At 69.6% G+C, this 22,524-nt stretch carries 24 protein-coding genes; 11 read left to right on the top strand and 13 right to left on the bottom strand.

Annotated features, from left to right (window positions below; all coding sequences use genetic code 11):
- Positions 1 to 116: 116 nt before the first annotated feature.
- A complete protein-coding gene (locus KXS11_RS10820) occupies positions 117 to 1,553 on the top strand; it encodes a glucose-6-phosphate dehydrogenase (protein ID WP_437385588.1) in 1,437 nt (478 codons plus the stop codon).
- An 88-nt stretch (positions 1,554 to 1,641) separates the two neighbouring features.
- On the opposite strand, the gene KXS11_RS10815 is transcribed toward KXS11_RS10820, so the two are convergent.
- From KXS11_RS10815 to KXS11_RS10800, 4 genes are read right to left on the bottom strand one after another with little or no spacing between them, the layout of a single operon-like run.
- Positions 1,642 to 1,986 carry a hypothetical protein gene (locus KXS11_RS10815; RefSeq protein WP_437385587.1) on the bottom strand — a complete coding sequence of 115 codons (345 nt, stop codon included), beginning with the start codon at positions 1,984 to 1,986 and terminating at the stop codon, positions 1,642 to 1,644.
- The gene (locus KXS11_RS10810) at positions 1,986 to 2,600 is read right to left on the bottom strand and encodes a hypothetical protein (RefSeq protein ID WP_437385586.1); all 615 of its coding nucleotides are present in this window, start codon (positions 2,598 to 2,600) and stop codon (positions 1,986 to 1,988) included. The genes KXS11_RS10815 and KXS11_RS10810 overlap by 1 nt, the downstream gene beginning before the upstream one ends.
- Positions 2,597 to 3,148, bottom strand: a complete 552-nt coding sequence (locus tag KXS11_RS10805) for an RNA polymerase sigma factor (protein WP_437385585.1) — start codon at positions 3,146 to 3,148, stop codon at positions 2,597 to 2,599. The genes KXS11_RS10810 and KXS11_RS10805 overlap by 4 nt, the downstream gene beginning before the upstream one ends.
- 7 nt (positions 3,149 to 3,155) lie before the next feature.
- Positions 3,156 to 3,455: a hypothetical protein gene (locus tag KXS11_RS10800; protein ID WP_437385584.1), complete on the bottom strand. Its 300-nt coding sequence runs from the start codon at positions 3,453 to 3,455 to the stop codon at positions 3,156 to 3,158.
- A 134-nt stretch (positions 3,456 to 3,589) separates the two neighbouring features.
- On the opposite strand from KXS11_RS10800, the gene KXS11_RS10795 reads away from it, so the two are divergent.
- The gene (locus KXS11_RS10795) at positions 3,590 to 4,093 is read left to right on the top strand and encodes a MarR family winged helix-turn-helix transcriptional regulator (protein ID WP_437385583.1); all 504 of its coding nucleotides are present in this window, start codon (positions 3,590 to 3,592) and stop codon (positions 4,091 to 4,093) included.
- Positions 4,094 to 4,149: 56 nt separating this feature from the next.
- Here the strand turns inward: KXS11_RS10795 and KXS11_RS10790 are convergent, their stop codons facing one another.
- Entirely contained in the window at positions 4,150 to 4,647 is a 498-nt protein-coding gene (locus KXS11_RS10790; RefSeq protein WP_437385582.1) for an Lrp/AsnC family transcriptional regulator, read from the bottom strand.
- Between the two features lie 82 nt (positions 4,648 to 4,729).
- Here KXS11_RS10790 and KXS11_RS10785 point away from each other — a divergent pair, with 82 nt between their 5' ends.
- Complete coding sequence (locus tag KXS11_RS10785; protein ID WP_437385581.1) at positions 4,730 to 5,368, top strand: YitT family protein; 639 nt, start codon at positions 4,730 to 4,732, stop codon at positions 5,366 to 5,368.
- 24 nt (positions 5,369 to 5,392) lie between these two features.
- Here the strand turns inward: KXS11_RS10785 and KXS11_RS10780 are convergent, their stop codons facing one another.
- Both KXS11_RS10780 and KXS11_RS10775 read right to left on the bottom strand, forming a co-directional pair.
- Entirely contained in the window at positions 5,393 to 6,619 is a 1,227-nt protein-coding gene (locus KXS11_RS10780) for a pyridoxal phosphate-dependent aminotransferase (RefSeq protein WP_437385580.1), read from the bottom strand.
- Positions 6,620 to 6,744: 125 nt separating this feature from the next.
- On the bottom strand, positions 6,745 to 7,761 hold the full coding sequence (locus tag KXS11_RS10775; protein ID WP_437385579.1) for a LacI family DNA-binding transcriptional regulator: 1,017 nt from the start codon (positions 7,759 to 7,761) through the stop codon (positions 6,745 to 6,747).
- A gap of 138 nt (positions 7,762 to 7,899) precedes the next feature.
- Here KXS11_RS10775 and KXS11_RS10770 point away from each other — a divergent pair, with 138 nt between their 5' ends.
- The 5 genes from KXS11_RS10770 to KXS11_RS10750 are packed head-to-tail and all read left to right on the top strand — an operon-like array spanning position 7,900 to position 13,485.
- The gene (locus KXS11_RS10770; protein WP_437385578.1) at positions 7,900 to 9,186 is read left to right on the top strand and encodes an extracellular solute-binding protein; all 1,287 of its coding nucleotides are present in this window, start codon (positions 7,900 to 7,902) and stop codon (positions 9,184 to 9,186) included.
- Between the two features lie 54 nt (positions 9,187 to 9,240).
- Positions 9,241 to 10,197: a carbohydrate ABC transporter permease gene (locus tag KXS11_RS10765; RefSeq protein WP_437385577.1), complete on the top strand. Its 957-nt coding sequence runs from the start codon at positions 9,241 to 9,243 to the stop codon at positions 10,195 to 10,197.
- Entirely contained in the window at positions 10,194 to 11,123 is a 930-nt protein-coding gene (locus KXS11_RS10760) for a carbohydrate ABC transporter permease (RefSeq protein WP_437385576.1), read from the top strand. Before KXS11_RS10765 ends, KXS11_RS10760 begins: the two co-directional genes overlap by 4 nt.
- Entirely contained in the window at positions 11,120 to 12,592 is a 1,473-nt protein-coding gene (locus KXS11_RS10755) for a GH32 C-terminal domain-containing protein (RefSeq protein WP_437385575.1), read from the top strand. Before KXS11_RS10760 ends, KXS11_RS10755 begins: the two co-directional genes overlap by 4 nt.
- On the top strand, positions 12,589 to 13,485 hold the full coding sequence (locus tag KXS11_RS10750; RefSeq protein WP_437385574.1) for a PfkB family carbohydrate kinase: 897 nt from the start codon (positions 12,589 to 12,591) through the stop codon (positions 13,483 to 13,485). Before KXS11_RS10755 ends, KXS11_RS10750 begins: the two co-directional genes overlap by 4 nt.
- A gap of 84 nt (positions 13,486 to 13,569) precedes the next feature.
- Here KXS11_RS10750 and KXS11_RS10745 read toward each other — a convergent pair whose 3' ends face one another.
- A complete protein-coding gene (locus KXS11_RS10745; protein WP_437385573.1) occupies positions 13,570 to 14,613 on the bottom strand; it encodes a DinB/UmuC family translesion DNA polymerase in 1,044 nt (347 codons plus the stop codon).
- Between the two features lie 67 nt (positions 14,614 to 14,680).
- On the bottom strand, positions 14,681 to 15,220 hold the full coding sequence (locus KXS11_RS10740; protein ID WP_437385572.1) for a MarR family winged helix-turn-helix transcriptional regulator: 540 nt from the start codon (positions 15,218 to 15,220) through the stop codon (positions 14,681 to 14,683).
- Positions 15,221 to 15,311: 91 nt separating this feature from the next.
- On the opposite strand from KXS11_RS10740, the gene KXS11_RS10735 reads away from it, so the two are divergent.
- Entirely contained in the window at positions 15,312 to 16,241 is a 930-nt protein-coding gene (locus KXS11_RS10735; protein ID WP_437386016.1) for an NADP-dependent oxidoreductase, read from the top strand.
- A 140-nt stretch (positions 16,242 to 16,381) separates the two neighbouring features.
- On the opposite strand, the gene KXS11_RS10730 is transcribed toward KXS11_RS10735, so the two are convergent.
- Positions 16,382 to 17,227: a helix-turn-helix transcriptional regulator gene (locus KXS11_RS10730; protein ID WP_437385571.1), complete on the bottom strand. Its 846-nt coding sequence runs from the start codon at positions 17,225 to 17,227 to the stop codon at positions 16,382 to 16,384.
- Between the two features lie 100 nt (positions 17,228 to 17,327).
- On the opposite strand from KXS11_RS10730, the gene KXS11_RS10725 reads away from it, so the two are divergent.
- Together KXS11_RS10725 and KXS11_RS10720 are read left to right on the top strand one after the other, a co-directional pair.
- Positions 17,328 to 18,077, top strand: a complete 750-nt coding sequence (locus tag KXS11_RS10725) for an SDR family oxidoreductase (protein WP_437385570.1) — start codon at positions 17,328 to 17,330, stop codon at positions 18,075 to 18,077.
- Positions 18,078 to 18,165: 88 nt separating this feature from the next.
- Positions 18,166 to 19,368, top strand: a complete 1,203-nt coding sequence (locus KXS11_RS10720) for an MFS transporter (RefSeq protein ID WP_437385569.1) — start codon at positions 18,166 to 18,168, stop codon at positions 19,366 to 19,368.
- Between the two features lie 51 nt (positions 19,369 to 19,419).
- Here the strand turns inward: KXS11_RS10720 and KXS11_RS10715 are convergent, their stop codons facing one another.
- The 3 genes from KXS11_RS10715 to KXS11_RS10705 all read right to left on the bottom strand — a co-directional run bounded on the left by KXS11_RS10715 (position 19,420) and on the right by KXS11_RS10705 (position 22,401).
- Complete coding sequence (locus KXS11_RS10715; protein ID WP_437385568.1) at positions 19,420 to 20,514, bottom strand: FecCD family ABC transporter permease; 1,095 nt, start codon at positions 20,512 to 20,514, stop codon at positions 19,420 to 19,422.
- Positions 20,511 to 21,563, bottom strand: coding sequence for an iron chelate uptake ABC transporter family permease subunit (locus KXS11_RS10710; RefSeq protein WP_437385567.1), 1,053 nt, complete (start codon positions 21,561 to 21,563; stop codon positions 20,511 to 20,513). Before KXS11_RS10710 ends, KXS11_RS10715 begins: the two co-directional genes overlap by 4 nt.
- A gap of 79 nt (positions 21,564 to 21,642) precedes the next feature.
- The gene (locus KXS11_RS10705; RefSeq protein ID WP_437385566.1) at positions 21,643 to 22,401 is read right to left on the bottom strand and encodes a helix-turn-helix domain-containing protein; all 759 of its coding nucleotides are present in this window, start codon (positions 22,399 to 22,401) and stop codon (positions 21,643 to 21,645) included.
- Between the last annotated feature and the right edge of the window lie 123 nt (positions 22,402 to 22,524).

The following is a 22,524-nucleotide window of genomic DNA, read 5'->3' as shown; positions in this document are numbered from 1 at the left end:
TCGAGGATGACGCGCCGTCCGCCCACGGACGCTCCACGGTGGTCCCTGAGCTTGTCGAAGGTCGACCGGAACGCAACCCCACGCCGTTGCGGCGGAGCTCGTTCAGGATGGAAGGTATGAGCGACCAGTCGAACCCATCCGCCCAGCCCGACGCCGAGACGCAGGCGGGGATCCCCGATGCCGAGTCGATCGAGCCGACGACACGCACCATCGCGATCCTCGGTGCCAACGGCGACCTCGCGAAGCGGCTGCTGCTGCCAGGGCTCGGACAGGTCGTCGACGCGGCCCGCGACCTGTCGCTGCAGATCATCGGTGCAGCGCGCACGCCGCAGACCGACGAGGAGTGGCGCGCGACCGTGCGCAGCAGCCTCGAGGCCGCGGAGGTGTCCGCGAAGACCGCGCACGAGGTGTCGTCGACCGCCCGGTTCATCCCCACCGACGCCTCCGACCCCGACGACCTCCGAACCCTGCTCGACGCCTGCACGGGTTCGCCGATCCTCTACATCGCGCTCCCGCCGTCCGCCGGCCAGAAGGTCGCCGAAGCCCTGGCGCAGATCGAACTGCCCGACGACCTCCTCATCGCGATCGAGAAACCGTTCGGCGACGACCTCGCCGACGCCCAAGCGCTCAACGCGGCGCTCGCCGAGGTGGTGCCGGAGGACCGGCTGTGGCGCATCGACCACTTCCTCGGGAACGCGACGGTGCTCGGCATGCTCGGGCTCCGGTTCGGCAACCGCCTGCTCGAAGCGGGCTGGAGTGCCGAGCACATCGAGAAGGTCGAGATCGTCTACGACGAGGAGCTCGGGGTCGAGGGCCGAGCCGCGTTCTACGACAGCACCGGTGCGCTCCGCGACATGCTCCAGAGCCACCTGCTGATGGTCCTCGCCCTCACGGCGATGGAGCGCCCGGAGGCCGTGACCCCGACCGCAGTGCACGACCGGATCGCTGAGGTGCTCGGTGCGACCAGGATCTGGCGTGACGACCCGGCGACAGCGCGGCGCGCGAGGTACACGGAGGGGCGCGTCGGCGACCGGCTCTTCCCGTCCTACGTCGACGAACCAGACGTGGACGCCTCGCACGACACCGAGACGCTCGCCCAGGTCCTCCTGCAGGTCGACACCCCGCGCTGGCAGGGCGTCCCGTTCGTGTTGCGCTCGGGCAAGGCGATCGGCGACCCGCGTCGCGAGGTCGCCGTCCACTTCAAGCGCTCCGAGGTCCCGACCGGGCTCGAGGTTCCAGAGGAAGGCGCCGACACCGTGCTGCGCATGTCGCTCAAGGGTGGTGACGTGGACCTCGACCTCGTCGTCACGGGAGCGGAGGACGTGGACGGGCTCCGCCGCATCGCCCTCCAGGCGAGCCCGGGCACGGCGGCCCTCGACGCCTACGGGCAGGTGCTCGCCGGACTGCTGCAGGAGGACACGCTGCTGTCCGTGCGCGGTGACGTCGCTGAGCAGTGCTGGCGGATCGTGACCCCCGTCGTCAATCGCTGGGCCGACGGCGAGACGCCACTGGAGGAGTACGAGGCGGGCGGCACCGGCCCAGCCGACTGGTGAGAGGTGAGGCCCTTCGACAAGCTCAGGGACCGGGCCAGCCGAGGTGGCAGGGACCGGGCCGGCCGAGGCGGCTCAGGGGCCGACTCGGTCAGCGCAGCGCATCCTCGATCCGGCAGACGCGCACGTCGATCTCGCGCACCGGCGCACTGTCCGGCTGGGTGAGCAGGTGGCCGCGGACGGCGTCGCCGACGAGCCGCAGCGTCGCCGGTACGGGTGCGCCGGAGTCGACGCTGATCGTCGCGTCGACCGTCAGCGAACCGTCGCGATGCCGGGTGACCGCCACCTTCGCCGCATCGTCGCCGGCCGACCCCACCGCGTCGACCACGGCGTGCAGCACCGCTCGGATCGGCGAACCGGACGCGTAGACGGCCGTCACACCCGGTGTCTCCGCGACCAGGGCGGTGAGGTCCTGCGCGAGCTCGAGGTCGTTCATCAGGACTCCTCCGGACGGGCGATGCGCTGCATGTGGATGTCGAGGATCGTGACGTCCACGGCCACGACGTTGAGTTCGGTGTGCAGGGCCAGCTGCGCGGTGACGCGATCCCGCATGAGCTGAGCCAGGCGATCGAGATTGGTGCCGAACGCGGCCGACGCAGTGATCGCGACGGTGACCGGGGCGCCGAGCGTCGTCACATCGCCGTCCAAGCTGACCCGACCGACGATGACGCCGCCGATGCCGTCGCCCACACTGCGGATGAGGGCGCGGACGGAACCCTCGCTCACCCGCAGGTGCACCTCGGGATCGGGGTGACTGAGGGGGATGTCGCGTCCTGCGTGGGCTTCGAGCGAGATGTTCGCCAGGACCGCCCGCATCCAGTCGCGATCCCGGTCGGAGGTGTCGGCGGCCTCCGCTTCGAGCATCGACCACGTCTGCGCCCGCAGACGTGCCAGCGCGTCGAGCGCGAGTTGGCAGCCGGGGGAGCGCTCGATGCTCGGATCGCGGGGTTCGCGCCCGGAGTCGAGGTAGTCGCTGAGCTCGTCGATCGTGTGCCCGTCGAGGTCGGGGGATCCGAGGCCGTCGAGCGTCTGTTCCGGGTCGTCGTTCATCGCCACACCTCCATCTCTCGCAGAATCGTCTGTCGTGCCCGCGCGAGCTGCCCGCGCACGGTGGAGGCCGGCACGCCCAGTGACTCCGCGATCTCGAGGTACGAGAGCCCGCCGAGTTCCTTGAGCATCCAGCTCTCACGCTGCATCTGCGGCAGGCCGTCGAGGACCGACGATAGTGCAGTCATCTGCATGCGCACCTCGACGACGCGTTCCGGTGACTGGTGGGCGGGTGCTGGTGCATTCCAGTCCTCGATCTCCGTGTGTTCCCGCCGGCGGCGGATCCGGTCGATGGCGCGGTTCGAGACCATCCTCATCAGCCAGGAGCGGATCGCCGACGGGTCGTTGAGTCGATCCAGCTGGCCCCACGCCTGGATGAGGACGTCCTGCACCACGTCCTCCGCCTCGGCGCGGTCGCCGAGCATCCTGACGGCGTAGGCGCGCATCAGGGAGCCGTGACGGAAGACGATGACCTCGAACGCCGCGGCATCGCCGTCGGCCGCCCGTTCGGCGAGGATCGCATCGGGCAGCGCCTCGAGCGTGTGCTTCACCGACGGCTCAGAAGACGGCGAGTGCGGTGATGGCCACCGCGCTCGCCGAGATGAGTGCGGTGGCGGCGACGCCGGCGACGTAGAGCACCGGCAGCGCCATGGCCTTCGGGCCGGACTCGACGGCCGCCTTGGCTCGGAGCAGCGACACGTGCTCGCCGAGTGGCTGACCGGTCTCGGATGCGGCGAGGAAGCGACCGTCCCGAAACTCGACCATGCCGGCGTACTCGCCTCCAGTCGATGCGACCCAGAGGCTCGCGTCCAGCTCTGCCCAGACGATCTGCGTCTCGCGCTCAAGCAGGGTGGTCATCGCATCTCCTTCGTTCGCTCTGTCGCTAGACAATCTAGTGATCCATGCACGTGAATACTCATGCTTGACAGCGCACCACTCGAACCACTAAAAGCTAGACGGGTGAATAGCGAGACGGGCTAGGCTTGCTCCCCATGACGGCTACGCGACCCGAGGTGCAGGCGTACTGGTACGACCAGGATGAGCAGGAGCGCGGGCGCCGCATCCTCGAGGCCATGCGGCTCTACCGCGCTGCGGAGGCCGCCATGCGTCGCCGGACCCGCGAGCAGATGCACATGGGCGAGAACGACCTCCTCGCCCTCCGCTTCCTGCTGCGCGCCAAGCAACAGGGGCGCGCCGTCAGCCCGACCGACATCGGCGCCTACCTCGGCATCAAGACGTCCTCGGTGACCGTCATGCTCGACCGCCTGGAGGAGGCCGGCCATGTCCGACGTCACCCGAGCGCGGTGGACCGACGCCGGATCGTGATCGAGACCACGGAGCACGCCGACGCCGAGGTGCGGAAGACGCTGACCGACATGCACTCGCGCATGATCGGTGCGACCACCGGCATCGAACCCGAGGTCGCGGCCGGGATCGTGGAGTTCCTCGACCGGATGCGCGAGGCCGTCGACGCGATCGACGCCGACCACGACTGAGCGTCGACCACGACTGAGCGCCGGTCACGACTGAGCGCCGACGGCCAGTCGTCGCTTCAGTCGGTCGCGCTGCGCGAGAGCTGTGCCAGCAGGCTGGAGGTGCGGAACGGGACGACCTCGCCGAGCGAGACGGCGGTGCTCGTCCGGACGATGCCGGGCGAGCCGAGCAGGACCCCGGTGATGCGGTGCAGGTCGGCGGTGTCACGGGCGACGACCTTGGCGAACAGATCGGCGTCTCCGGTGGTCGCGTGCACCTCGACGATCTCAGGGATCGCCTCGAGTGCTGCGTAGGCGTCGTCGGCCGATTCCTGACTGATCGAGATCTCGATGAACGCCGTGAGCGAGTAGCCCAGCGCCGAGAGCTCGACGCGGCGGCTCGGTGCGGCGAGCGCTCCGTTCGACTCCAGCCGACGCAGACGGGCGTGCACGGTGTTGCGCGCGACGCCGAGCGTGCGCGCCAGGGCGAGCGCGGTCGTCGACGGGTCGGCGTCGAGCGCTGTCAGGATGCGGGCGTCCAGCGGGTCGATCACGGCTACTCGTGTCACATTGCTCATGTTTGCGAGCTTAGTTGAGCATTCAGACCAGCGCACAGGTGCTCACTTGCGCATCACTGCGTCATCTCGCAGAGTGTTCGGAATGACCACCACACCAACGAGCACTCGGGGCGCCGCGGTTCGCTCGCCGCTCGCGCACGGCGTCGTCGAGGACGTCTTCGGGCTGCTCGTCGGCGTCACGGTCGTGTCGTTCGGCCTGTTCCTGTTGAAGGCCGGTTCAGCGGTGACGGGTGGGACCGCCGGGCTGTCGCTCCTGATCAGCTACCTCGCGCCCGTCCCGTTCCCCGTCCTCTTCTTCGCGGTCAACCTGCCGTTCTTCCTGCTGGCGATCCGCGGGAAGGGCTGGGTCTTCGCCCTGCGCAGCGGGGTGGCGATCCTGCTCGTGTCGGCGCTGTCCAGCGTGCACGCGATCTTCCTGCCGGTCGCGCACGTCGACCCGCTCTATGCGGCGGTCGTCGGCAACGTGCTCTGCGGGGTCGGCATCCTGATCCTGTTCCGGCACCGGGCGAGTCTCGGCGGGTTCAACATCGTCGCGCTGATCCTGCAGGAGCGGTTCGGTATCCGAGCGGGTTACGTGCTGATGATCGTCGACACGATCGTCGTGCTGGTGTCGCTCGTCGCCGTGCCGCCGCTGAACGTGCTGGTCTCGGCGGTCGGCGCGGTGCTGCTGAACCTCATCCTGGCCTTCAACCACAAGCCGGGCCGGTACCTCGGCGTGTAGCGCACGGGGTCCGCGCGGCAGCGGTTACTGCTTGTAGGAGGACAGGAAGTTCCCCATGCGCTCGATCGCGTCGGTGAGCACGCGCTCCTCGGGCAGGGTGACGACGCGCAGGTGGTCGTGGTCCGGCCAGTTGAAGCCGGTGCCCTGCACGAGCAGGATGTGCTCAGCCATCAGCAGGTCGTAGACGAGTTTCTCGTCGTCGTGGATCTCGTGGACCTCCGGGTCGAGCCGGGGGAACGCGTACAGGGCGCCCATGGGTTTCGTGCAGGAGACGCCGGGGATGGAGTTGAGGCCCTTCCATGTGGCGTCGCGCTGCTCGAGCAGACGGCCGTTCGGAGCGATGAGGGCGTCGATCGACTGGACGCCGGACAGGGCGGCCTGGACGGCATGCTGCGCCGGCACGTTCGGGCACAGTCGGGTGGACGCGAGAAGCGTGATGCCCTCGAGGAAGCCGTGCGCGTGGTCGCGGGGGCCCGTGATCACGAGCCAGCCGGAGCGGTATCCGGCGACGCGGTAGGTCTTGGACAGCCCGTTGAAGGTGAGGCACAGCAGGTCGGGTGCGACCGAAGCCATCGGGATGTGCACGGCGTCCTCGTACAGGATGCGGTCGTAGATCTCGTCGGCGAGGAGCAGGAGGCCGTGTTCGCGGGCGACGTCGGCGATCTGCTCCAGGATCTCGCGTGAGTAGACCGCACCCGTCGGGTTGTTCGGGTTGATGATGACGATGGCCTTCGTGCGGGGCGTGATCTTCGACCGGATGTCCTCGATGTCGGGGTTCCAGTCGTTCTCCTCGTCGCAGCGGTAGTGCACGGCGGTTCCGCCGGACAGGCTCGTCATCGCCGTCCACAGCGGGTAGTCGGGGGCCGGGATGAGGACTTCGTCGCCGTCGTCGAGCAGCGCCTGCATCGTCATCGTGATGAGCTCGGAGACGCCGTTGCCGAGGAACACCCACTCGGGGTCGACGGGCGGGAAGCCCTCGATCTCCTCGTAGCGGTAGGTGACGGCCTGGCGGGCGGAGAGGATGCCGCGGCTGTCGCTGTAGCCGTGGGCGTGGGGGAGGGCGGCGATCATGTCGCGCACGATCTGGTGCGGCGCCTCGAAGTCGAAGATGGCCGGGTTGCCGGTGTTGAGCTTCAGGATGCGGTGGCCATCGGCCTCGAGTCGCACGGCCTCGACGAGGGCCTTGCCCCGGATCTCGTAGAGGACGCTCCTCAACTTGGAGGACTGATCGAGGGTGCGACGGGCGTTCATCCCCTCAGGCTAGTGCGGCCCGGCGTGGCCGTCATCGTGCCACCTGGCGGCTCCCGGCTTGACCGGCCCCCTGAGTCGCCCGGTATTGCGCGAAAATCGCTGGATTTCGCGCAATTCCGGGCGACTCAGCGGCGGTCGCTGAGTGAGTTCCGCCGGATCACCGGCATGGGGACCTTCACGTCGGTGAGCTCACGCTGCCCGAGCACCATCTCGACGCCGATGCGCGCCATCTCCTCGTACGGGAGGCGCGCCGTCGTGAGGCCCGGGCGCAGGTAGCCGGCGAGTTCCTCGTCGTCGAAGGAGATGACGGAGACGTCCTCGGGGATGCGGCGCCCCAGTTCTCCAAGCGCCTGGTAGATGCCGAAGGCGACGTTGTCGTTGCCCGCGAGCAGCGCGGTCAGCTCGGGATGCGACTCGAGCATCCGCAGGGCCTCGGTGTGCCCGATCGCCGGACTCCAACCCTCGAGTTCGGCGACGACCGGTTCGACACCGGCCTCACGGAACACGTCGTCGATGCCGGCGAACCGTGCACCGATGGTGACGCTCTGGCGGAGGTTCAGCGCGATCTCCGGAAGTCGGCCGATGACGCCGACACGGGTGTGGCCGGCCGCGAGGAGCTCGCCGGCGACGGCGCGCCCGGCCGCGTACTCGTCCGGGAGGATGCTCGGCAGGCCGGACGGTGTGCGGCCGTTGACGATCACCATCGGGATGTCCATCGAGGGCGTCGGGAGGTCGACCAGGCGGGCGCCCATGAGTCCGACGACCAGTCCGTCGACCCGACGGTCGAGCATCGACTCGATGGCCGGCTCCACGCTCGCGAAGTCGCCCTGCGTCTCGGCGATGAGGACGGTGTGGTCGAACTCCTTCGCCGCGTCGAGGACACCCTTGATCATGCCCGACGCGTATCGCGTCAGCGTGACCTCGTCGGAGATGAAGCCGATGGAGCGCGTCTTCCCCAGACGGAGACTCTGTGCGGCGGGATTGGGTTTGTAGCCGAGCTCGGCGGCAGCGGTGCGGATGCGCTCGGCGGCTTCCGCGGAGAGCCGTGAGCCCGGTCGGTCGTTGAGCACGAGGCTGACGGCGGTCTTGGACATGCCGGAGCGCTCGGCTACATCGGCGAGCGTTGGCCGTCTGTCGTTCATCGTGCCTCCTGACGCGCAACGCTACCGCATCGACTCCGTTGCTAAATTGATTCAGCACGGTTCTTGCGTGTCGCAGATCGGGTCTGCTAGCGTCCTGCTAAATCAATTCAGCAACCTTCTTGCACAGGGAGAACTTCGATGAAGAAGACAGCATTCAGGGTCGTCGCCACGGCCGCGGCAGTGACGATGGCGGTCGGGCTCGCCGGCTGCGCCAAGGGGGGCTCCGCGTCCTCCGGTGGCGACGGCACGATCACCCTCTGGACGCACAACGCCGGCAACGACGCCGAACTCGCGGCGATCGAGGGCGTCGTCAGCGACTTCAACGCCAGCCAGGACGACTACACGGTCGAGGTCCAGGCGTTCCCACAGACCTCCTACAACCAGTCGGTCACCGCGGCCGCCGCCTCGAAGAAGCTCCCCTGCATCCTCGACATCGACGGACCGAACGTGCCCAACTGGGCGTGGGCGGGCTACCTGGCGCCACTGACCGGCCTCGACGACACGCTCGCCGAGTTCCTCCCGTCCACCGTCGGCACCTACAAGGACAAGACCTACTCCTACGGGTTCTACGACGTCGCGCTCACGATGATCACGAGCCGCACCACGCTCGAGTCGAACGGCATCCGCGTGCCGAGCGTCGACGAACCCTGGACGAAGGACGAGTTCGATGCAGCGCTCGCCGCCATCAATGCATCCGGCACGTTCGAGTACGCGGCCGACCTCTCGACGGCCGATGTGGGCGAGTGGTACCCCTACGCCTACTCGCCCATGCTGCAGAGCTTCGGCGGCGACCTCATCGACCGCGACGGGTACGAGAGCGCCGACGGCGTCCTGAACGGAGCTGACGCGGTCGAGTGGGCCACCTGGTTCCAGGGGCTCGTCGACAACGGGTACATCGCCGCGAAGTCCGGCACCGACCAGGCAGCCGACTTCCTCAACGGCAAGACGGGCCTCATCTACTCCGGCAGCTGGGCGGCCGACAAGGTGCGCGACCAGCTCGGAGACGACGCCCTGTTCCTCCCGTCGGTCGACTTCGGCAACGGCCCGAAGATCGGCGGAGGGTCCTGGCAGTGGGGCATGTCGAGCACCTGCAACGACACCGAGGGCGCGCTCGCGTACCTGACGTTCGCCGCGCAGGACAAGTACGTCGCATCGGTCGCCGAGGCCGCTCAGACGATCCCCGCCACCGACGGTGCCGCGGCACTCGTGCCCGGCTACGAGGCCGGCGGTGAGAACGAGATCTTCCGCGACTTCGCCAAGACCTTCGCCGAGATCCGTCCCGTCACGCCCGGCTACCCGTTCATCGCGACGACCTTCACGAAGACGACGCAGGACATCCTGAACGGCGCCGACCCGCAGCAGGCGCTCGACCAGGCCGTGAAGGACATCGACGCCAACCAGAAGCAGAACACCTACAACAAGTAGTCCGGAGTCCGGGGCCGCATCGATGCGGCCCCGGGCACCCGGTGAAGGAGACCCATGTCCACCACCCTCGATCGGCCGAGCGCCGACAGCCCCACCCGGTCGGGCACTGGCGTCGACCGGCGTGCGCGCCGCATCAAGGGGCAGCGCACGGAACGCTTCACCGCCGTCGCGATGTTCCTCCCCGCGGCCGCGCTGATCCTCACCTTCCTGATCATCCCCATCGCGCTCACCTTCGTCCTCGCGTTCACCAACACCCGACTGATCTCGCCCGAGCCCGGGCAGTTCATCGGACTGGAGAACTTCAGCAACCTCTTCTCCGACGACACCTTCTGGGCGTCGTTGCGCAACACCATCGTGTTCACGGTCGTGATCGTGCCCGTGCAGTCCGCGATCGCGCTCGCCATCGCGGTCCTCGTCAACTCGAAGGTCCGCGGCACCACGTTCTTCCGCACGATCTACTTCCTGCCGGTCGTCACCTCGATCGTCGTCGTGTCGATGCTGTGGCTGTTCATGTACCAGAAGGACGGCCTGATCAACCTGCTGCTGGCCAAGGTCGGCATCCAAGGTCCCGACTGGCTGGCGGACCCGCAGTGGGCGCTGTTCGCGATCATCGTCATGTCGATCTGGCAGGCCATGGGCTTCCACATGATCATCTGGCTGTCCGGGCTGCAGACGATCCCCGCGGAACTCTACGAGGCCGCGTCGCTCGACGGCGCCTCGCCGTGGCAGCAGTTCGTGAACGTCACCTGGCCCGGCCTCCGGGCGACCCGCGTGTTCATCCTGATCACGATCACGATCGCGGCGTTCGGCCTCTTCTCGCAGGTCAACATCATGACCCAGGGCGGCCCGCTCGACTCCACCTCCACGCTCGTCTACCTGACGGTGCGTTCCGGCTTCCAGCAGCAGCAGACCGGCTACGCGTCGGCGATTTCGCTCGTGTTCTTCGTGCTCGTGCTGGTCGTCACCCTCGTGCAGAACTTCCTCACTCGCGACAAGGAGCCCCGGCGATGACCGCTCTCGATGCGCAGCGCGCCGACGTCGACCTGCTCGACGTGACACCGAACCCCCGCAAGCGCCCGCCGCGCGGCTGGCGGGCGGTACCGGTCCTGACCCTCAAGATCGTGCTGGCGCTCGTCTTCGGGCTGCCGCTCGTGTTCATGATCGTGTCGAGCTTCAAGCCCGACCTGCAGATCTTCGCGGACCTGGGCGGCCCGCAGGCGTTCCTGCCCGTCGGCGACCTGACCTTCGACAACTACACCGGGGTGTTCGAGCGGGTGCCGTTCGCGCAGTTCCTCACCAACTCGATCCTCATCTCCGTCGTCACCGTCGTCGTGGGGCTCGTCGTGAACTCGATGGCCGCGTTCGCGATGTCGCGGATGCGCCTGCCCGGCCGCAAGGTCATCCTCGGGGTCATCCTCGCGACGCTCATCGTGCCGTTCGAGGTGATGGCGCTGCCCATGCTGTGGTGGGTCAACCAGCTGCCCTACTTCGACGGCACCGAGTTCGTCCAGGGCTGGCTCGACACCTACGCCGTGCAGATCGTGCCGTTCATCGCGAACGCGTTCTCGATCTTCCTCTTCTACCAGTACTTCGACTCGATCCCGCGGGAGCTGGACGAGGCGGCCCGCGTCGACGGCGCCGGCTGGTTCCGCATCTACCGCAGCATCGTGATGCCGCTCGCGGGCCCGGCGCTCGCGACCGCCGCGATCCTCACCTTCCTGCCCGCATGGAACCAGTACCTCTGGCCGCTCATGGTCACCCAGAGCGAATCCGTGCGGCCCGTCATGGTCGGTATCGACTACTTCAAGCAACTCAACGTCTCCTGGGGGCAGATCATGGCGTACGCCAGCATCATCACCGTGCCGGTCCTGGCGCTCTTCATCGCGTTCCAGCGCTCGTTCGTCAACTCGATCGCGTCGTCCGGGGTCAAGGGATGACCGCGGCGGACACGTCCACGGTGGTCGCCGCACCGGCTCGCCCGCTGCTGCACTTCACCCCGCAGCGCAACTGGATGAACGACCCCAACGGGCTGCTCTTCCACGAGGGGGTCTACCACCTCTTCTTCCAGTACAACCCGAACGGACTGGACCACGGCGACGTGAGCTGGGGTCACGCCACGAGCACCGACCTGCTGCGCTGGCAGGAACTGCCGCTCGCGATCTCGTTCGACGCCGAGGAGATGGTGTTCTCGGGTTCCGCGGTGGTGGACCACGAGAACTCCTCCGGGCTCGGCGACGGCACGACCCCGCCGATGGTCGCGATCTACACCTCGGCGCGGGCCGACGGCATCCAGGCCCAATCCCTGGCCTACAGCCGCGACGGCGGGACGGTGTGGCAGAAGTACGCCGGCAACCCGGTGCTCGACCGCCGGTCGGCAGAGTTCCGCGACCCGAAGGTGTTCCGGTACGAGGGCGTCGACGAGTCGTTCTGGGTCATGGTCGCCGTTGAAGCGACCGAGCGCCGCGTCCTGCTGCACCGCTCCGACGACCTCGTCGAGTGGACCTTCCTGTCCTCCTACGGTCCTGCCGGAGCCGTCGGCGGGGTGTGGGAGTGCCCCGACCTCTTCCCGCTGCCGGTCGACGGGGACCCGGAACGCGTGCGCTGGGTGCTGCTCATCTCACTGAACCCCGGCGGCGTCGCCGGCGGGTCCGGCACGCAGTACGTCGTCGGCGACTTCGACGGACACACCTTCACCGCGGATCGCGCATGGCCTGCCGCCGAAGACGAGGAAGCCCTCCGGGAACTCGACTGGTTGGACTGGGGGCGGGACTGCTACGCGGGCGTGACCTTCAGCGGACTGCCGGGCGATCAGCGCACCCTCATCGCCTGGATGAGCAACTGGGACTACGCCAAGCACCTGCCGACCGAACCCTGGCGCGGATCCATGACCACGGCTCGCCGACTGTCCCTCGTCTCGGAGGGCGGACGCCAGAACCTGCGCAGCTCGCCGGTCCTGCCGGCCGGTGAAGCCGTCGTCCGACTCGAGGACGTCGCCGTGGAGGGGCGGGTCGAGGTCGGGGACCTGCCGGCGGTGGCCCGTATCGAGGTCGACGCGGTGGGGGCGGAGGGCGTGTTCGCCCTCGAACTGCGCGGTGTCGACGGCCTCGCGCTGGTCCGGGTCGACCTCGACGGCGGTCGGCTGCAGCTCGATCGCACGGCCGCCACCGGAGGGGGCGACATCGAGCACTTCGCGAGCGTCGAGACCATGCCACTGCCCGCGGGGGAGCGGACGTCACTCGTCATCGTGCACGATCACGGTTCGCTCGAGGTCTTCACGGCCGACGGGCGGGCGTCGATCACCGACCTCGTGTTCCTCGGTGGTGGCGTCCGGCTCGCCGTCGTCTCGGAGACAGGTGTGCGACTCACGGCGCTCGCGGTCGACGACCTCTCCGCAGGACTCCGATGACTCGCGTCCTCGTGCTGGGGGAGGCGCTCGTCGACGTCGTCGACGGGCGGGTGCACCCGGGTGGATCCCCGCTGAACGTCGCGGTCGGTCTCGGTCGTCTCTGTATCGATGCGACCCTCGCGACGCGGTTCGCCGAGGACGCGTACGGCGAGGTCGTCGCCCGGCACCTCGCGGCGTCGTCGGTGCGACTGACGGCGAGCAGCACTCGGGCCAGTGCGACCTCCAGTGCGCTCGCGACCGTCTCGCCCGTCACCGGCGCGGCAGCCTACGAGTTCGCGATCGACTGGGACCTGCCGCCCACTCCGGTCGCCGGATACGACCTCGTGCACGCCGGTTCCATCGGCGCGTATCTCAGCCCGGGGAGCGACGCCGTCCGCAGTGCGCTGGGTGCGGCTCGGGAGCATGCGGTCGTCAGCTTCGATCCGAACATCCGGGCGTCGCTGCTGCCCGATCATCGCGTCGCGGTCGAGCAGACCGAACGGATCGTGTCGACCAGCCACATCGTCAAGCTCAGCGATGAGGACGCCGAGTGGTTGTACCCGCAGCGCCCACTCGAGGAGGTGCTCCGTCAGCTCAGCAGCCTCGGACCGCGCCTCGTGGTGGTCACGCGTGGTGGTGAGGGGTACCTCGCGGACGACGGTCGGCGCCAGTGGGCCGATCGTACGGCCGGACCCGTGTCCGTCGTCGACACGATCGGTGCCGGCGACGCGTTCATGTCCGGTCTGTTGTTCGCCGTCGCATCGGCCGAGGTGGACGGTGCGATCCGTGCCGGTGGGCGGGTGGACTGGGACGGCCTGCTCGACGTGGCCCTGCAGTCCGCAGCGATCACCGTCGGCCGGGCCGGCGCGAACCCGCCCCGGCTCGAGGAGCTCGATCGGCCGGCGCCCGTCTGAGTCGCCCGGAAACGTCAGGAATCGAGCGATTCTCGCGCGATTCCGGGCGACTCAGGGGGCTGGAGTGCCCGAGGGCGCTGTGTCTCAGAAGAGCATCGGCGCGACCTGAGACACGGGACGGAGCCCGGTGAGGCTCACGCGGACGCCGGCGAGGGGCGGTGCGGTGACGTCGTCCAGGAGGCCGTGCGCGATCGCGAGCCAGGAGGCGGTGCCGGTGGTCGCGGTCGTGCCGAGGCAGGCGCGGCGGACGGGTGGTGCGTCGCCCGAGGGGTGGAGCGCGACCGTCAACCCCGTACCCGCGAGCCCGGCCCGTTCGGCGCGGCGGGCGAGTCGGGCGACGCAGGCTTCGATCATCTCGTCGAGTGTGTGGTCGGGGCGGGCGTAGCCGCTCGTCGACGCCTCGGTCGAGAGCGTGCTGCGCGACTCGACCGTGCGAACCGTCGTGTCGTCGGTACCGGTGCGGATGGCCCGGAGTCGGCGCGCCATGGTCGTGCCGCAAGCGTGCTGCAGAGTCTCGTCGGAGAACCGGTCGACGTCTTCGAGGCGCGTCGCACCGAGGTTGCCGAGCCGTTCGGCGGTCTTCGAACCGACGCCCCAGACCTCGGCGAGGGGCAGCGTGCGGCGGAGTTCGCCCTCCTCGGTCGGCCCGATCACGTGCAGGCCGGCGGGTTTCGCGGCGCGAGAGGCGAGCTTCGCCATGAGCTTGGTGCGGCCGATGCCGACGCTCACGCTGATGCCGAGTTCGGCTGCGACGCGCATGCGCAGTGCCTGACCAGCGGCGATGGCGGTCGGCCAGTCCTCTGCGCCGACGTCGAGGAAGGCCTCCTCGATCGAACCGGGCTCGACCGCGCCGGCCGTCTCGTGGAAGAGGTCGAACAGGGCGTCGCCGACCTCCTCGATCTCGGCGCGGGGCGAGTCGAGCAGGACGAGCTCCGGGCAGTGCCGCCGCGCGTCATCGAGCGACATGCCCCCGCGGACGCCCCGTGCCCGAGCCGGGTAGTTGGCGCTCGCGACGAACACATGGGCGGTGACGGCCACCGGCACCCCGACGAGTTCGGGTCGTGACCGCAGTGCTACCGACGCGAAGAACGCATCGGCGTCGACGTGCAGCAGGGGTCCGGTGGCCATGCGTTTATAGTACACATGTTCGAATGTCGCTGCGAGGAGCGTGATGTCGTCCAGCGGCGATCGCGGCCTACGAGCGCTTCGGTGCGGTGGGGTGCTCGGCGGGTGCGGCCGTGACCTTTCGGGGTGTCCGCGTCGCCGAGCGGGGCGGGTTCTGTCGCAGGTGTTCACCGATCAGGCCCAGGATGCGGGCGAGGTCGACGGCGTCGTCATCGCTGATGGGGGCGAACAGGAGTCCGCGGACCACCTCGATGTGACCGGGGAACACGGCGGTGAGGACATCCCGGCCGGCGTCCGTGAGGGAGACCACGGTGCTGCGTTCGTCATCCGGCGACGGGGTGCGCGTCAGGAGGCCGCGCCGCTCGAGCAGCTGTGCCTGATAGGTGAGGCCACTTCGGCTGTAGACCACGCCGTCGGCGAGGTCGGTCATCCGAAGGTGTCCGCCCTCCGTGTCACCGAGGCGCGCGAGGAGCTGGAACTGCACGTAGCTGAGGTCGCCTGCGTCGTGCAGTTGTCTCTCGACCGTCGGGCGCAGCAGGGCGCCCACTTCGGTGAACGACAGGTAAGCGTCGAGCTGTGTCGGCGTCAAGGACGGGGAGGAGTCGGCCATGTTCTGATCCTACCTGTTGCTTCGAGTTCAAAGCAGTGCTACGGTCGTCTTCATTGCTTCAGATTCGAAGCAAATAATGGAGGAGATCATGATGAAGGCAGTGCAGTTCCACGACGTCGGCGGCCCCGAGGTGTTGCAGTACGGTGAGCTCGAACGTCCCGAACCGGGCGAAGGCGAGGTCCTTGTCCGGGTCGCCGCGTCCGCCTACAACGCCGCGGACAACGGGATGCGAGGCGGGTTCCTCCCGATCCCGGTGCAGCTCCCGCACATCCCCGGGTACGACGTCTCCGGCACGGTCGAAACCCTCGGTGCCGACGTGACCGATCTGTCGGTCGGTGACGCGGTGATCGGTTTCCTGCCGATGGAGCGCGATGGCGGGGCGGCCGAGTACGTCGTCGCTCCCGCGGACGCCCTGGTGTCGGCACCCACATCGATCCCGTTGGAGGATGCCGCGGCGCTTCCATCCGTCGCGTTGACCGCGTGGCAGGCGCTCTTCGACGAGGGCCGGCTGGCAGCGGGGCAGCGGCTCCTGATCGTCGGGGCCGGCGGTGTGGTGGGGAAGTACGCCATCCGACTCGCCAAGCGGGCCGGTGTGCACGTGATCGCCACAGCGAGCCCGCGCAGTGCCGACGCCGTCAGGGACGCCGGAGCCGATCACGTCGTCGACCACACCCGCGAGGACGTCCTCCGGGCGGTCGACGGGCAGGTCGACGTCCTACTCAACCTCGCACCGATCGAGCCGGAGCAGTTCACGGCATATGTCGCCGCGGTTCGCGACGGTGGCGCCGTGGTCAGCACGACCGCGTTCATGGCGACCCCGGGCGACGAGTCCCGAGACGTCCGGGCGGCGACCGTATTCGTCCGCCGCAACCGCGAACGCCTCGCCGCGCTCGTGGCCCTCGTCGACGCGGGGCAGCTCACGGTCGAAGTCACCCGACGCATCCCGCTGACCGAGCTCCAAGCACTCCACGCCGAGGGCGCGGCCGGTCGGATCGCCGGCAAAGTCGTCGTCACGGTGTGAGGGGCGGTGGCACCTCGTCCTCGGCGACGATGTCGAGGTGGTGGTCCGCCGGATGCCGCGACCTCCTGGACGACGTCGGGGCTCGGGCTCGGCGGGGCCCTGGTCGCTGAGCGCAGCCTGCCAGCCTGCCAGCCGGTCGGTCAGTGGGCCGAGAACGTCTGGGTGCCGAGGACGGCGAGGAGCGCGAGCTGCTCCGCGGCGGCTGTGCGCGGGGCCGCGGTGAGGACGAGCAGCGCCTGCGACTGGTCCTCCGTGAAGAGGGCCTGGCAGTCGAGCTCGATCGGCCCGATCTCCGGGTGGATGAGCACCTTGTGGTCCTCGAAGCGTCGCCCGACCTCGTGCGTCGCCCACAGGGCTCGGAACTCGGCGCTCCGCCGCGACAGCTCGGCGACGATCTCCCCGGCGCGCGACTGCGGTCCCATCGTCGCGTACGCGGCTCGCAGGGAGGCCACCTGCGCGCGACTCTGGCGTTCGCGGTCCTCCTCCGGGTACATCCGTCTCCCGCCCTCCGGGTCGGTGAACCAGCGGTGGATCGCGCTGCGGTCGAGCCCGGTGTAGCGGGACGCGTCGCCGAAGAGCGCGCGGGCAGGGTCGTTCTGCACGAGCGTCTCGCCGAGAGCGGAGAGGATGAGCGCAGGGGTATCGGTCAACCGGTCGAGGACGCGCAGCAGGGCGGGGGCCACGTGGTCTCCGGTCGAGAGCCTGGTGGGTGCGTTGTGCCCGGCGATGCGGAACAGGTAGTCGCGCTCCTCCACGCTCAGTCGCAGCGCCCGCGACAGGGACGTCAGCATCTGGGGGCTCGGCTGCGGTCCGCGCTGCTGCTCGAGACGCGCGTAGTAGTCGGTGGACATCGCCGCCAACTGGGCGACCTCCTCGCGACGCAGCCCGACGGTGCGGCGGCGCGGGCCCGCGCTCAGACCCACGTCCGCGGGTTGCAACGCCGACCGGTGCCGGACGAGGAAGTCTGCGAGGGCTGCACGGTCCATCCAGCCAGTATCCGCCGGATCGACCCCGCGAACCAGGGATCGCCGGTCCCTGGATCGCCGCGGCCTGGAAGCGGCTGCGGCATCGGCCGACACTCGAAGCATGCAGATCACCGGAAACACCATCTTCATCCCCGGCGCGACCAGCGGCATCGGTCTCGCCCTCGCCCTGCGGCTCCAGGAAGCCGGCAACACGGTCATCGTCGGCGGTCGCCGCACCGAACTCCTCGACGCGCTCTCCACCGAGCACCCCGAGCTCCACACGGTGCGCATCGACACCGCCGACCCGGCGAGCATCACCGCCGTCGCCGCCGACCTCGTCGCGCAGCACCCCGAGCTCAACGTCCTCATCACCATGGCCGGCATCATGCGGGCCGAGGACTGGACCGACCCGGCCGCCGCCGTCGCCAACGCCGAGGAGACCATCACCACGAACGTCCTCGGCCCGATCCGACTCATCGCCGCCTTCCTCGACCACCTGCGCAGCCGGCCCGACGCGACTGTCGTCACCGTGTCGTCGGGCCTCGCCTTCACCCCGTTGCGGGCGACGCCCAGCTACAACGCGAGCAAGGCCGCCATCCACATGCTCAGCGAGTCGATCCGCCTGCAGCTCGCCGGAACCACGGTCGGGGTGCTCGAACTCGTGCCGCCGGCCGTCCAGACCGACCTGATGCCCGGACACGCGGAGAACCCGTTCGCCATGCCGCTCGACGCGTACATCGACGAGGTGCTGGAGCTCATCACCACGCAGCCGGAGGCGACCGAGATCCAGGTGGAGAACGTGAAGTTGCTCCGCTACGCCGAGGTGCGCGGCGCCTACGCCGAGACGGTCGCACGCCTCAACCAGCACTGAGTACACATGCTGAGTCGCCCGGAACGGTGCGTTTCCACTGGATGGTCCGTACATGTCCGGGCGACCGGGCGGTGGTTAGGGTGAAGAGGTGACCAGCGCGATCAAGCCCCCTCCCGCGCTGATCCACCCCTCGGAGAACGCCTACCGGCGCCTGCTCGTCGCGATGTTCCTCGCCGGAGTCGCGACGTTCGCCCAGCTGTACTCCACGCAGGGTGTGCTGACGGAGATCGCCCGCGAGGAGCACGTGTCGGCGTCGATGGCGGCGCTCACCGTGTCGGCCACCACGCTCGGTGTGGCGATCGGCGTCATCCCGTGGTCGTTCATCGCCGACCGCCTCGGTAGCAGGCGTTCGCTCATGATCGCGCTCGCCGCCGCCGTCCTCCCCGGTTTCGCCGGCCCACTCATCCCCGACATCAGCGCGCTGGTCGCCCTCCGCTTCGTCGAAGGCCTGTGCCTCGCGGGGGTGCCGGCCATCGCGATGACCTTCATCCTCGGCTCGGTCGAGCGGCCCCACCACCTGGGCGCGGCCGCCGTCTACATCTCGGGGACGACGATCGGGGGACTGAGCGGACGGCTGATCGCCGGTCCCATCGCCGAGCTCGCCGGCTGGCGCCTCGGTGTCCTCGCGGTGATGGCGACGTGCGCGCTCGCGACCGTGGCGTTCGTGCTGCTCCTGCCCCGCACGGCACGCTCGATCGGCGGCGCACCCGCCCGCGGGTGGGCGGCGCTCCGAGACCACCTCCGCGACCGGCGGCAGCTCGCCGTGTACGCCATCGCGTTCCTGTCGATGGGGTGCTTCGTCTCGATCTACAACTACCTCGGGTTCCGTCTGGCCGCGCCGCCCTACCTGCTCGCTCCGGGCATCATCTCGCTCCTGTTCGTCGCCTACCTCGCCGGCACCTGGTCGTCCTCGCAGGCCGGCAAGCTCATCGGCCGGCTCGGCCGGGTGCGCACGGTGCTCCTCGGGGCGTCGATGATGGTGGTGGGTGTGGCGGTGACCGTCGCCGAGGTGCTGCCCCTCATCCTCGTGGGGCTCGTCATCGCCACCGCCGGCTTCTTCATCGTGCACGCGGTGGCGTCGTCCTGGGCGCCGGAGCTCGCGCGGACCGGCCGGAACCAGGCCTCCGCGCTCTACAACCTCTCCTACTACGCGGGCTCGTCGCTCATGGGCTGGGCGACGGGCTTCGTCTTCATCGCGTGGGGGTGGACGGGCCTCGCCGCCGTGGTGGTCGCCGCGGTGGTCCTGCTGTCGCTCGCACTCGTCCCCCTGCGCGCCCGCACCACTCACTGAGTCGCCCGAAAACGCGCGAAAATCGACGATTTCCGGACAGTTTCGGGCGACTCAGGGTCGGCCGCTGCGGAGACCGCTCCGACTCTCGGCGGCGAGCAGCCAGACGAGGTAGGCGCCGCCGAGGCACACGGTCACCGCGCCGGTGGGGAGGACCACTCCGGGGATCGCGTGCTGGGCGATGACATCGGCGGCCAGCAAGAGCAGCGCCCCGACGAGGGCCGAGCCGAGGAGGTCGATCGACGTGCCCGATCCCGTGATCCGCCGCGCGATCTGCGGAGCGGCCAGGGCGATGAAGGCGATCGGTCCGGCGGCCGCGGTCACCAGGGCGGTCGCCGTGATCCCGAGGACGATCAGCCAGACCTTCGTCCGCTCGACGCGCACCCCGAGCGCTGCGGCACCGTCGTCGCCGAGTTCGAGCGTCTGGAGTCGGCGAGCAGCGGCAGGCCCGGCGACGATGACGGCGCAGAGGACGACGGCGCTCAGCCCGACCGACGCCCAGTCGACGATGCTCAGGGTGCCCGCACCCCAGACCGCGGCACGAAGCGCGACGTCCACGTCGACCTTCGTCGAGAACCAGGTGTTCACAGCGGTGAGGAACGCCGCGACCGCGATCCCCATGATGATGAGCCGGAAGCTCCGCACGCCGCGTCGGTAGGCCAGCGCGTACACCGCGGCGGCCGTGAGGAGCCCGCCGGCGAGGGCTCCCGCGGCAAGGACCAGGGTGCCGCTCAAACCGAGGAGGAGCGTCGCCACGACGCCCGTGTAGGAGCCGACCGAGAAGCCGATGACGTCCGGACTGCCGAGCGGGTTGCGGGTGAGTGATTGGAACACCGCTCCGCCGATCGCGAGCGACGCGCCGAACAGCACGGCGGCGACGATGCGCGGGGCACGCCACTGCAGGACGACCGTGGTGGTCGGCCGGTCGGCCGTACCGAGCACCGCTGCGACGACGTCGGTGGGTGCGAGGTCGTAGCTGCCGAGCGTCGTCGCCCACATGGCGAGGACCAGGATCACGGCAATGAGGACGATCGCGCCCACGATCCGGCGACGCGTCGTGCGGAGGCTCGATCCGCCCAGGCGGATGGTGACGGTGCCGGTCGGTGCGATCGATGTCCCAGGGGTTCGGGTCGCGGGGGTTCGGGTCACACGCCGCTCACCTCCTGACGACGGACGAGGACGATGAGGACCGGCGCACCGATGAGGGCCGTGACGATGCCCACCTGCAGCTCCGCCGGGAGCACGATGAGTCGTCCGAGGACGTCCGACACCAGCATCAGCACCGGCGCGAGCACCGCGCTGAACGCCAGGATCCAGCGCCAGTCCGGGCCGGTCAGCCAACGGACGGCGTGCGGCACCATGAGGCCGACGAACACGATCGGGCCGACGGCGGCGGTCGCCGCACCGCAGAGCAAGGTCACCGCGATGACGACCACGGGCCTGGTGAAGGTCACCTTCGCGCCGAGCGACTTCGCGAGGTCGTCGCCGAGCGCGATCGCGTTGAGGCCGCGCGCGCTCAGCGCGGCGAGGAGGAGCCCGACCAGGACGAACGGGAGGATCGTGCCGAGCGTGCCCGCCGGCCGATCGGCGACGGTCCCCGCACCCCAGAAGCGCATGCGGTCGAAGGTGTTCACGTCGATCAGCGCGAGGGTCTGCGTCAGGCCCGTCAGCACTGCTCCGAGTGCGACGCCCACGAGGGTGAGGCGGAGCGGTGTCGGGACGCCGCGTCCGCCGCTCGCGACGAGGTAGACGAGTGCTGCGGCGGCGAGCGCGCCGAGGAACGCGAACGGCAGGTACTGCTCGATCGAGGTTACGCCGAGGAAGGCCACGGCGAGGACCACGGCGAACCCGGCGCCGGCGTTGACCCCGAGGATGCCGGGGTCGGCGAGCGGGTTGCGGGTGAGGGCCTGGATGAGGGCTCCGGCGACGCCGAGCGCGAGACCGGTGACGATCGCGAGCAGGGTGCGGTCGACGCGCGCCGAGGTGACGGTGATCTGGCTGACGGATCCGTCCGGCGCGGTGAACGCGCGCCAGACGACGTCGAGGGGGAGCATGGCCGAGCCGATCGCGACGCTCAGGAGCGTCGCGGCCACCAGGAGCCCGACCGAGAGGAGGAGGCCGAGGAGGAGCCCTGTCATCCGACCCCGGGAGCGGGTGGCGAGGTCCGGGGTCTGCCTCCCGGATCGCTGCTCGAGCATCGGTCTCCTCACCTCGCGGTCCGCCACACGCTAACAGCACCGCCGAGCCCTGCAGCGCACGGGATGTGAGCGCCCGGACTCACCGGGCGGTGGTGGTCTCCGCCGCGAGCAGCGCCTCGACGGGGGCTGCGGCGAGCACATCGAGCGCGACGCCCGTCTCCCGGCTCAGCGCCCGGAGCAGGCCGGCCCGGGTGCTGTAGCCGGCGAGGCGGGCCGCGGACGACGGCGAGCCGCCGCCCTCGAGGTGGGCGACCGCCGCGTTCATCCGAGCCCGGGACCGCCACCGGGCGAACGGCAATCCGGTCTCGTCGAGGAAGATGCGTTGCACCTGGCGGGGGCTGAGGTGGTGTCGTTCCGACAGCTGGACGAGCGTGTACGGGCTCCGGACCGCCTCCCGTGCGAGTCGTCGCCCGACCGGGTGCGTGGGGGCGATCACCGCGAAGTACTGGCGTTGCAGGCGCTGCAGGATCTCGCCGATCGCGGAACGGAACGGTTCGATCTGGTCGCCGGACGGCGCCGCTCCGAGCACGGTCGTCATGACGTCGACGAGCGCGGGGACGACGCCGAGCACCCGGAAGCGCTGACCGGGCACGACGTCGGCGTGCAGCATCGGTCCGAGCGCCATGCCGCCGTCACTCAGCCGGACGGCGTGCGGGACGAACGGGGCGAGCCAGACGGCCTCGCCGCGGCGGAGCGTCAGGACCTCGTCGTCGACCGTGAGTTCCACGGTGCCGGCCGCCGCGTAGACGAGGTGCGGTTCGTCGTGCTCGTGCGTGTCGTGGCCGAGGAAGCGCACCGAGTTCTCCGGCACGACCGTGGCCAGTGTTCGGACGACCATCTCCACCCTTCGGCTCGGTTCGGGAACGTGTCGCGTCCGGGACGGGGCATGTCGTCTCCGGACGCCCCGACGATGTCGCGAAGTATAGCCTTACCTTACTTCCCCCTTCGCCTGCGTGCCATC

This window comes from Plantibacter flavus (assembly GCF_051487245.1).
GTDB lineage: Bacteria > Actinomycetota > Actinomycetes > Actinomycetales > Microbacteriaceae > Plantibacter > Plantibacter flavus_B.
The sequence above is the reverse complement of the archived record's forward strand: the minus strand, read 5'-3'. Positions and strand labels throughout refer to the sequence as shown.

What these genes read in the sequence shown, in the direction of transcription:
- KXS11_RS10820 (WP_437385588.1), top strand. Translation starts at nt 117, where the DNA reads ATGAGCGACCAGTCGAACCCATCCGCCCAGCCCGACGCCGAGACGCAG.
- KXS11_RS10815 (WP_437385587.1), bottom strand. Translation starts at nt 1,986, where the DNA reads ATGAACGACCTCGAGCTCGCGCAGGACCTCACCGCCCTGGTCGCGGAG.
- KXS11_RS10810 (WP_437385586.1), bottom strand. Translation starts at nt 2,600, where the DNA reads ATGAACGACGACCCGGAACAGACGCTCGACGGCCTCGGATCCCCCGAC.
- KXS11_RS10800 (WP_437385584.1), bottom strand. Translation starts at nt 3,455, where the DNA reads ATGACCACCCTGCTTGAGCGCGAGACGCAGATCGTCTGGGCAGAGCTG.
- KXS11_RS10795 (WP_437385583.1), top strand. Translation starts at nt 3,590, where the DNA reads ATGACGGCTACGCGACCCGAGGTGCAGGCGTACTGGTACGACCAGGAT.
- KXS11_RS10790 (WP_437385582.1), bottom strand. Translation starts at nt 4,647, where the DNA reads ATGAGCAATGTGACACGAGTAGCCGTGATCGACCCGCTGGACGCCCGC.
- KXS11_RS10785 (WP_437385581.1), top strand. Translation starts at nt 4,730, where the DNA reads ATGACCACCACACCAACGAGCACTCGGGGCGCCGCGGTTCGCTCGCCG.
- KXS11_RS10780 (WP_437385580.1), bottom strand. Translation starts at nt 6,619, where the DNA reads ATGAACGCCCGTCGCACCCTCGATCAGTCCTCCAAGTTGAGGAGCGTC.
- KXS11_RS10775 (WP_437385579.1), bottom strand. Translation starts at nt 7,761, where the DNA reads ATGAACGACAGACGGCCAACGCTCGCCGATGTAGCCGAGCGCTCCGGC.
- KXS11_RS10770 (WP_437385578.1), top strand. Translation starts at nt 7,900, where the DNA reads ATGAAGAAGACAGCATTCAGGGTCGTCGCCACGGCCGCGGCAGTGACG.
- KXS11_RS10765 (WP_437385577.1), top strand. Translation starts at nt 9,241, where the DNA reads ATGTCCACCACCCTCGATCGGCCGAGCGCCGACAGCCCCACCCGGTCG.
- KXS11_RS10760 (WP_437385576.1), top strand. Translation starts at nt 10,194, where the DNA reads ATGACCGCTCTCGATGCGCAGCGCGCCGACGTCGACCTGCTCGACGTG.
- KXS11_RS10755 (WP_437385575.1), top strand. Translation starts at nt 11,120, where the DNA reads ATGACCGCGGCGGACACGTCCACGGTGGTCGCCGCACCGGCTCGCCCG.
- KXS11_RS10750 (WP_437385574.1), top strand. Translation starts at nt 12,589, where the DNA reads ATGACTCGCGTCCTCGTGCTGGGGGAGGCGCTCGTCGACGTCGTCGAC.
- KXS11_RS10745 (WP_437385573.1), bottom strand. Translation starts at nt 14,613, where the DNA reads ATGGCCACCGGACCCCTGCTGCACGTCGACGCCGATGCGTTCTTCGCG.
- KXS11_RS10740 (WP_437385572.1), bottom strand. Translation starts at nt 15,220, where the DNA reads ATGGCCGACTCCTCCCCGTCCTTGACGCCGACACAGCTCGACGCTTAC.
- KXS11_RS10735 (WP_437386016.1), top strand. Translation starts at nt 15,312, where the DNA reads ATGAAGGCAGTGCAGTTCCACGACGTCGGCGGCCCCGAGGTGTTGCAG.
- KXS11_RS10730 (WP_437385571.1), bottom strand. Translation starts at nt 17,227, where the DNA reads ATGGACCGTGCAGCCCTCGCAGACTTCCTCGTCCGGCACCGGTCGGCG.
- KXS11_RS10725 (WP_437385570.1), top strand. Translation starts at nt 17,328, where the DNA reads ATGCAGATCACCGGAAACACCATCTTCATCCCCGGCGCGACCAGCGGC.
- KXS11_RS10710 (WP_437385567.1), bottom strand. Translation starts at nt 21,563, where the DNA reads ATGCTCGAGCAGCGATCCGGGAGGCAGACCCCGGACCTCGCCACCCGC.
- KXS11_RS10705 (WP_437385566.1), bottom strand. Translation starts at nt 22,401, where the DNA reads ATGGTCGTCCGAACACTGGCCACGGTCGTGCCGGAGAACTCGGTGCGC.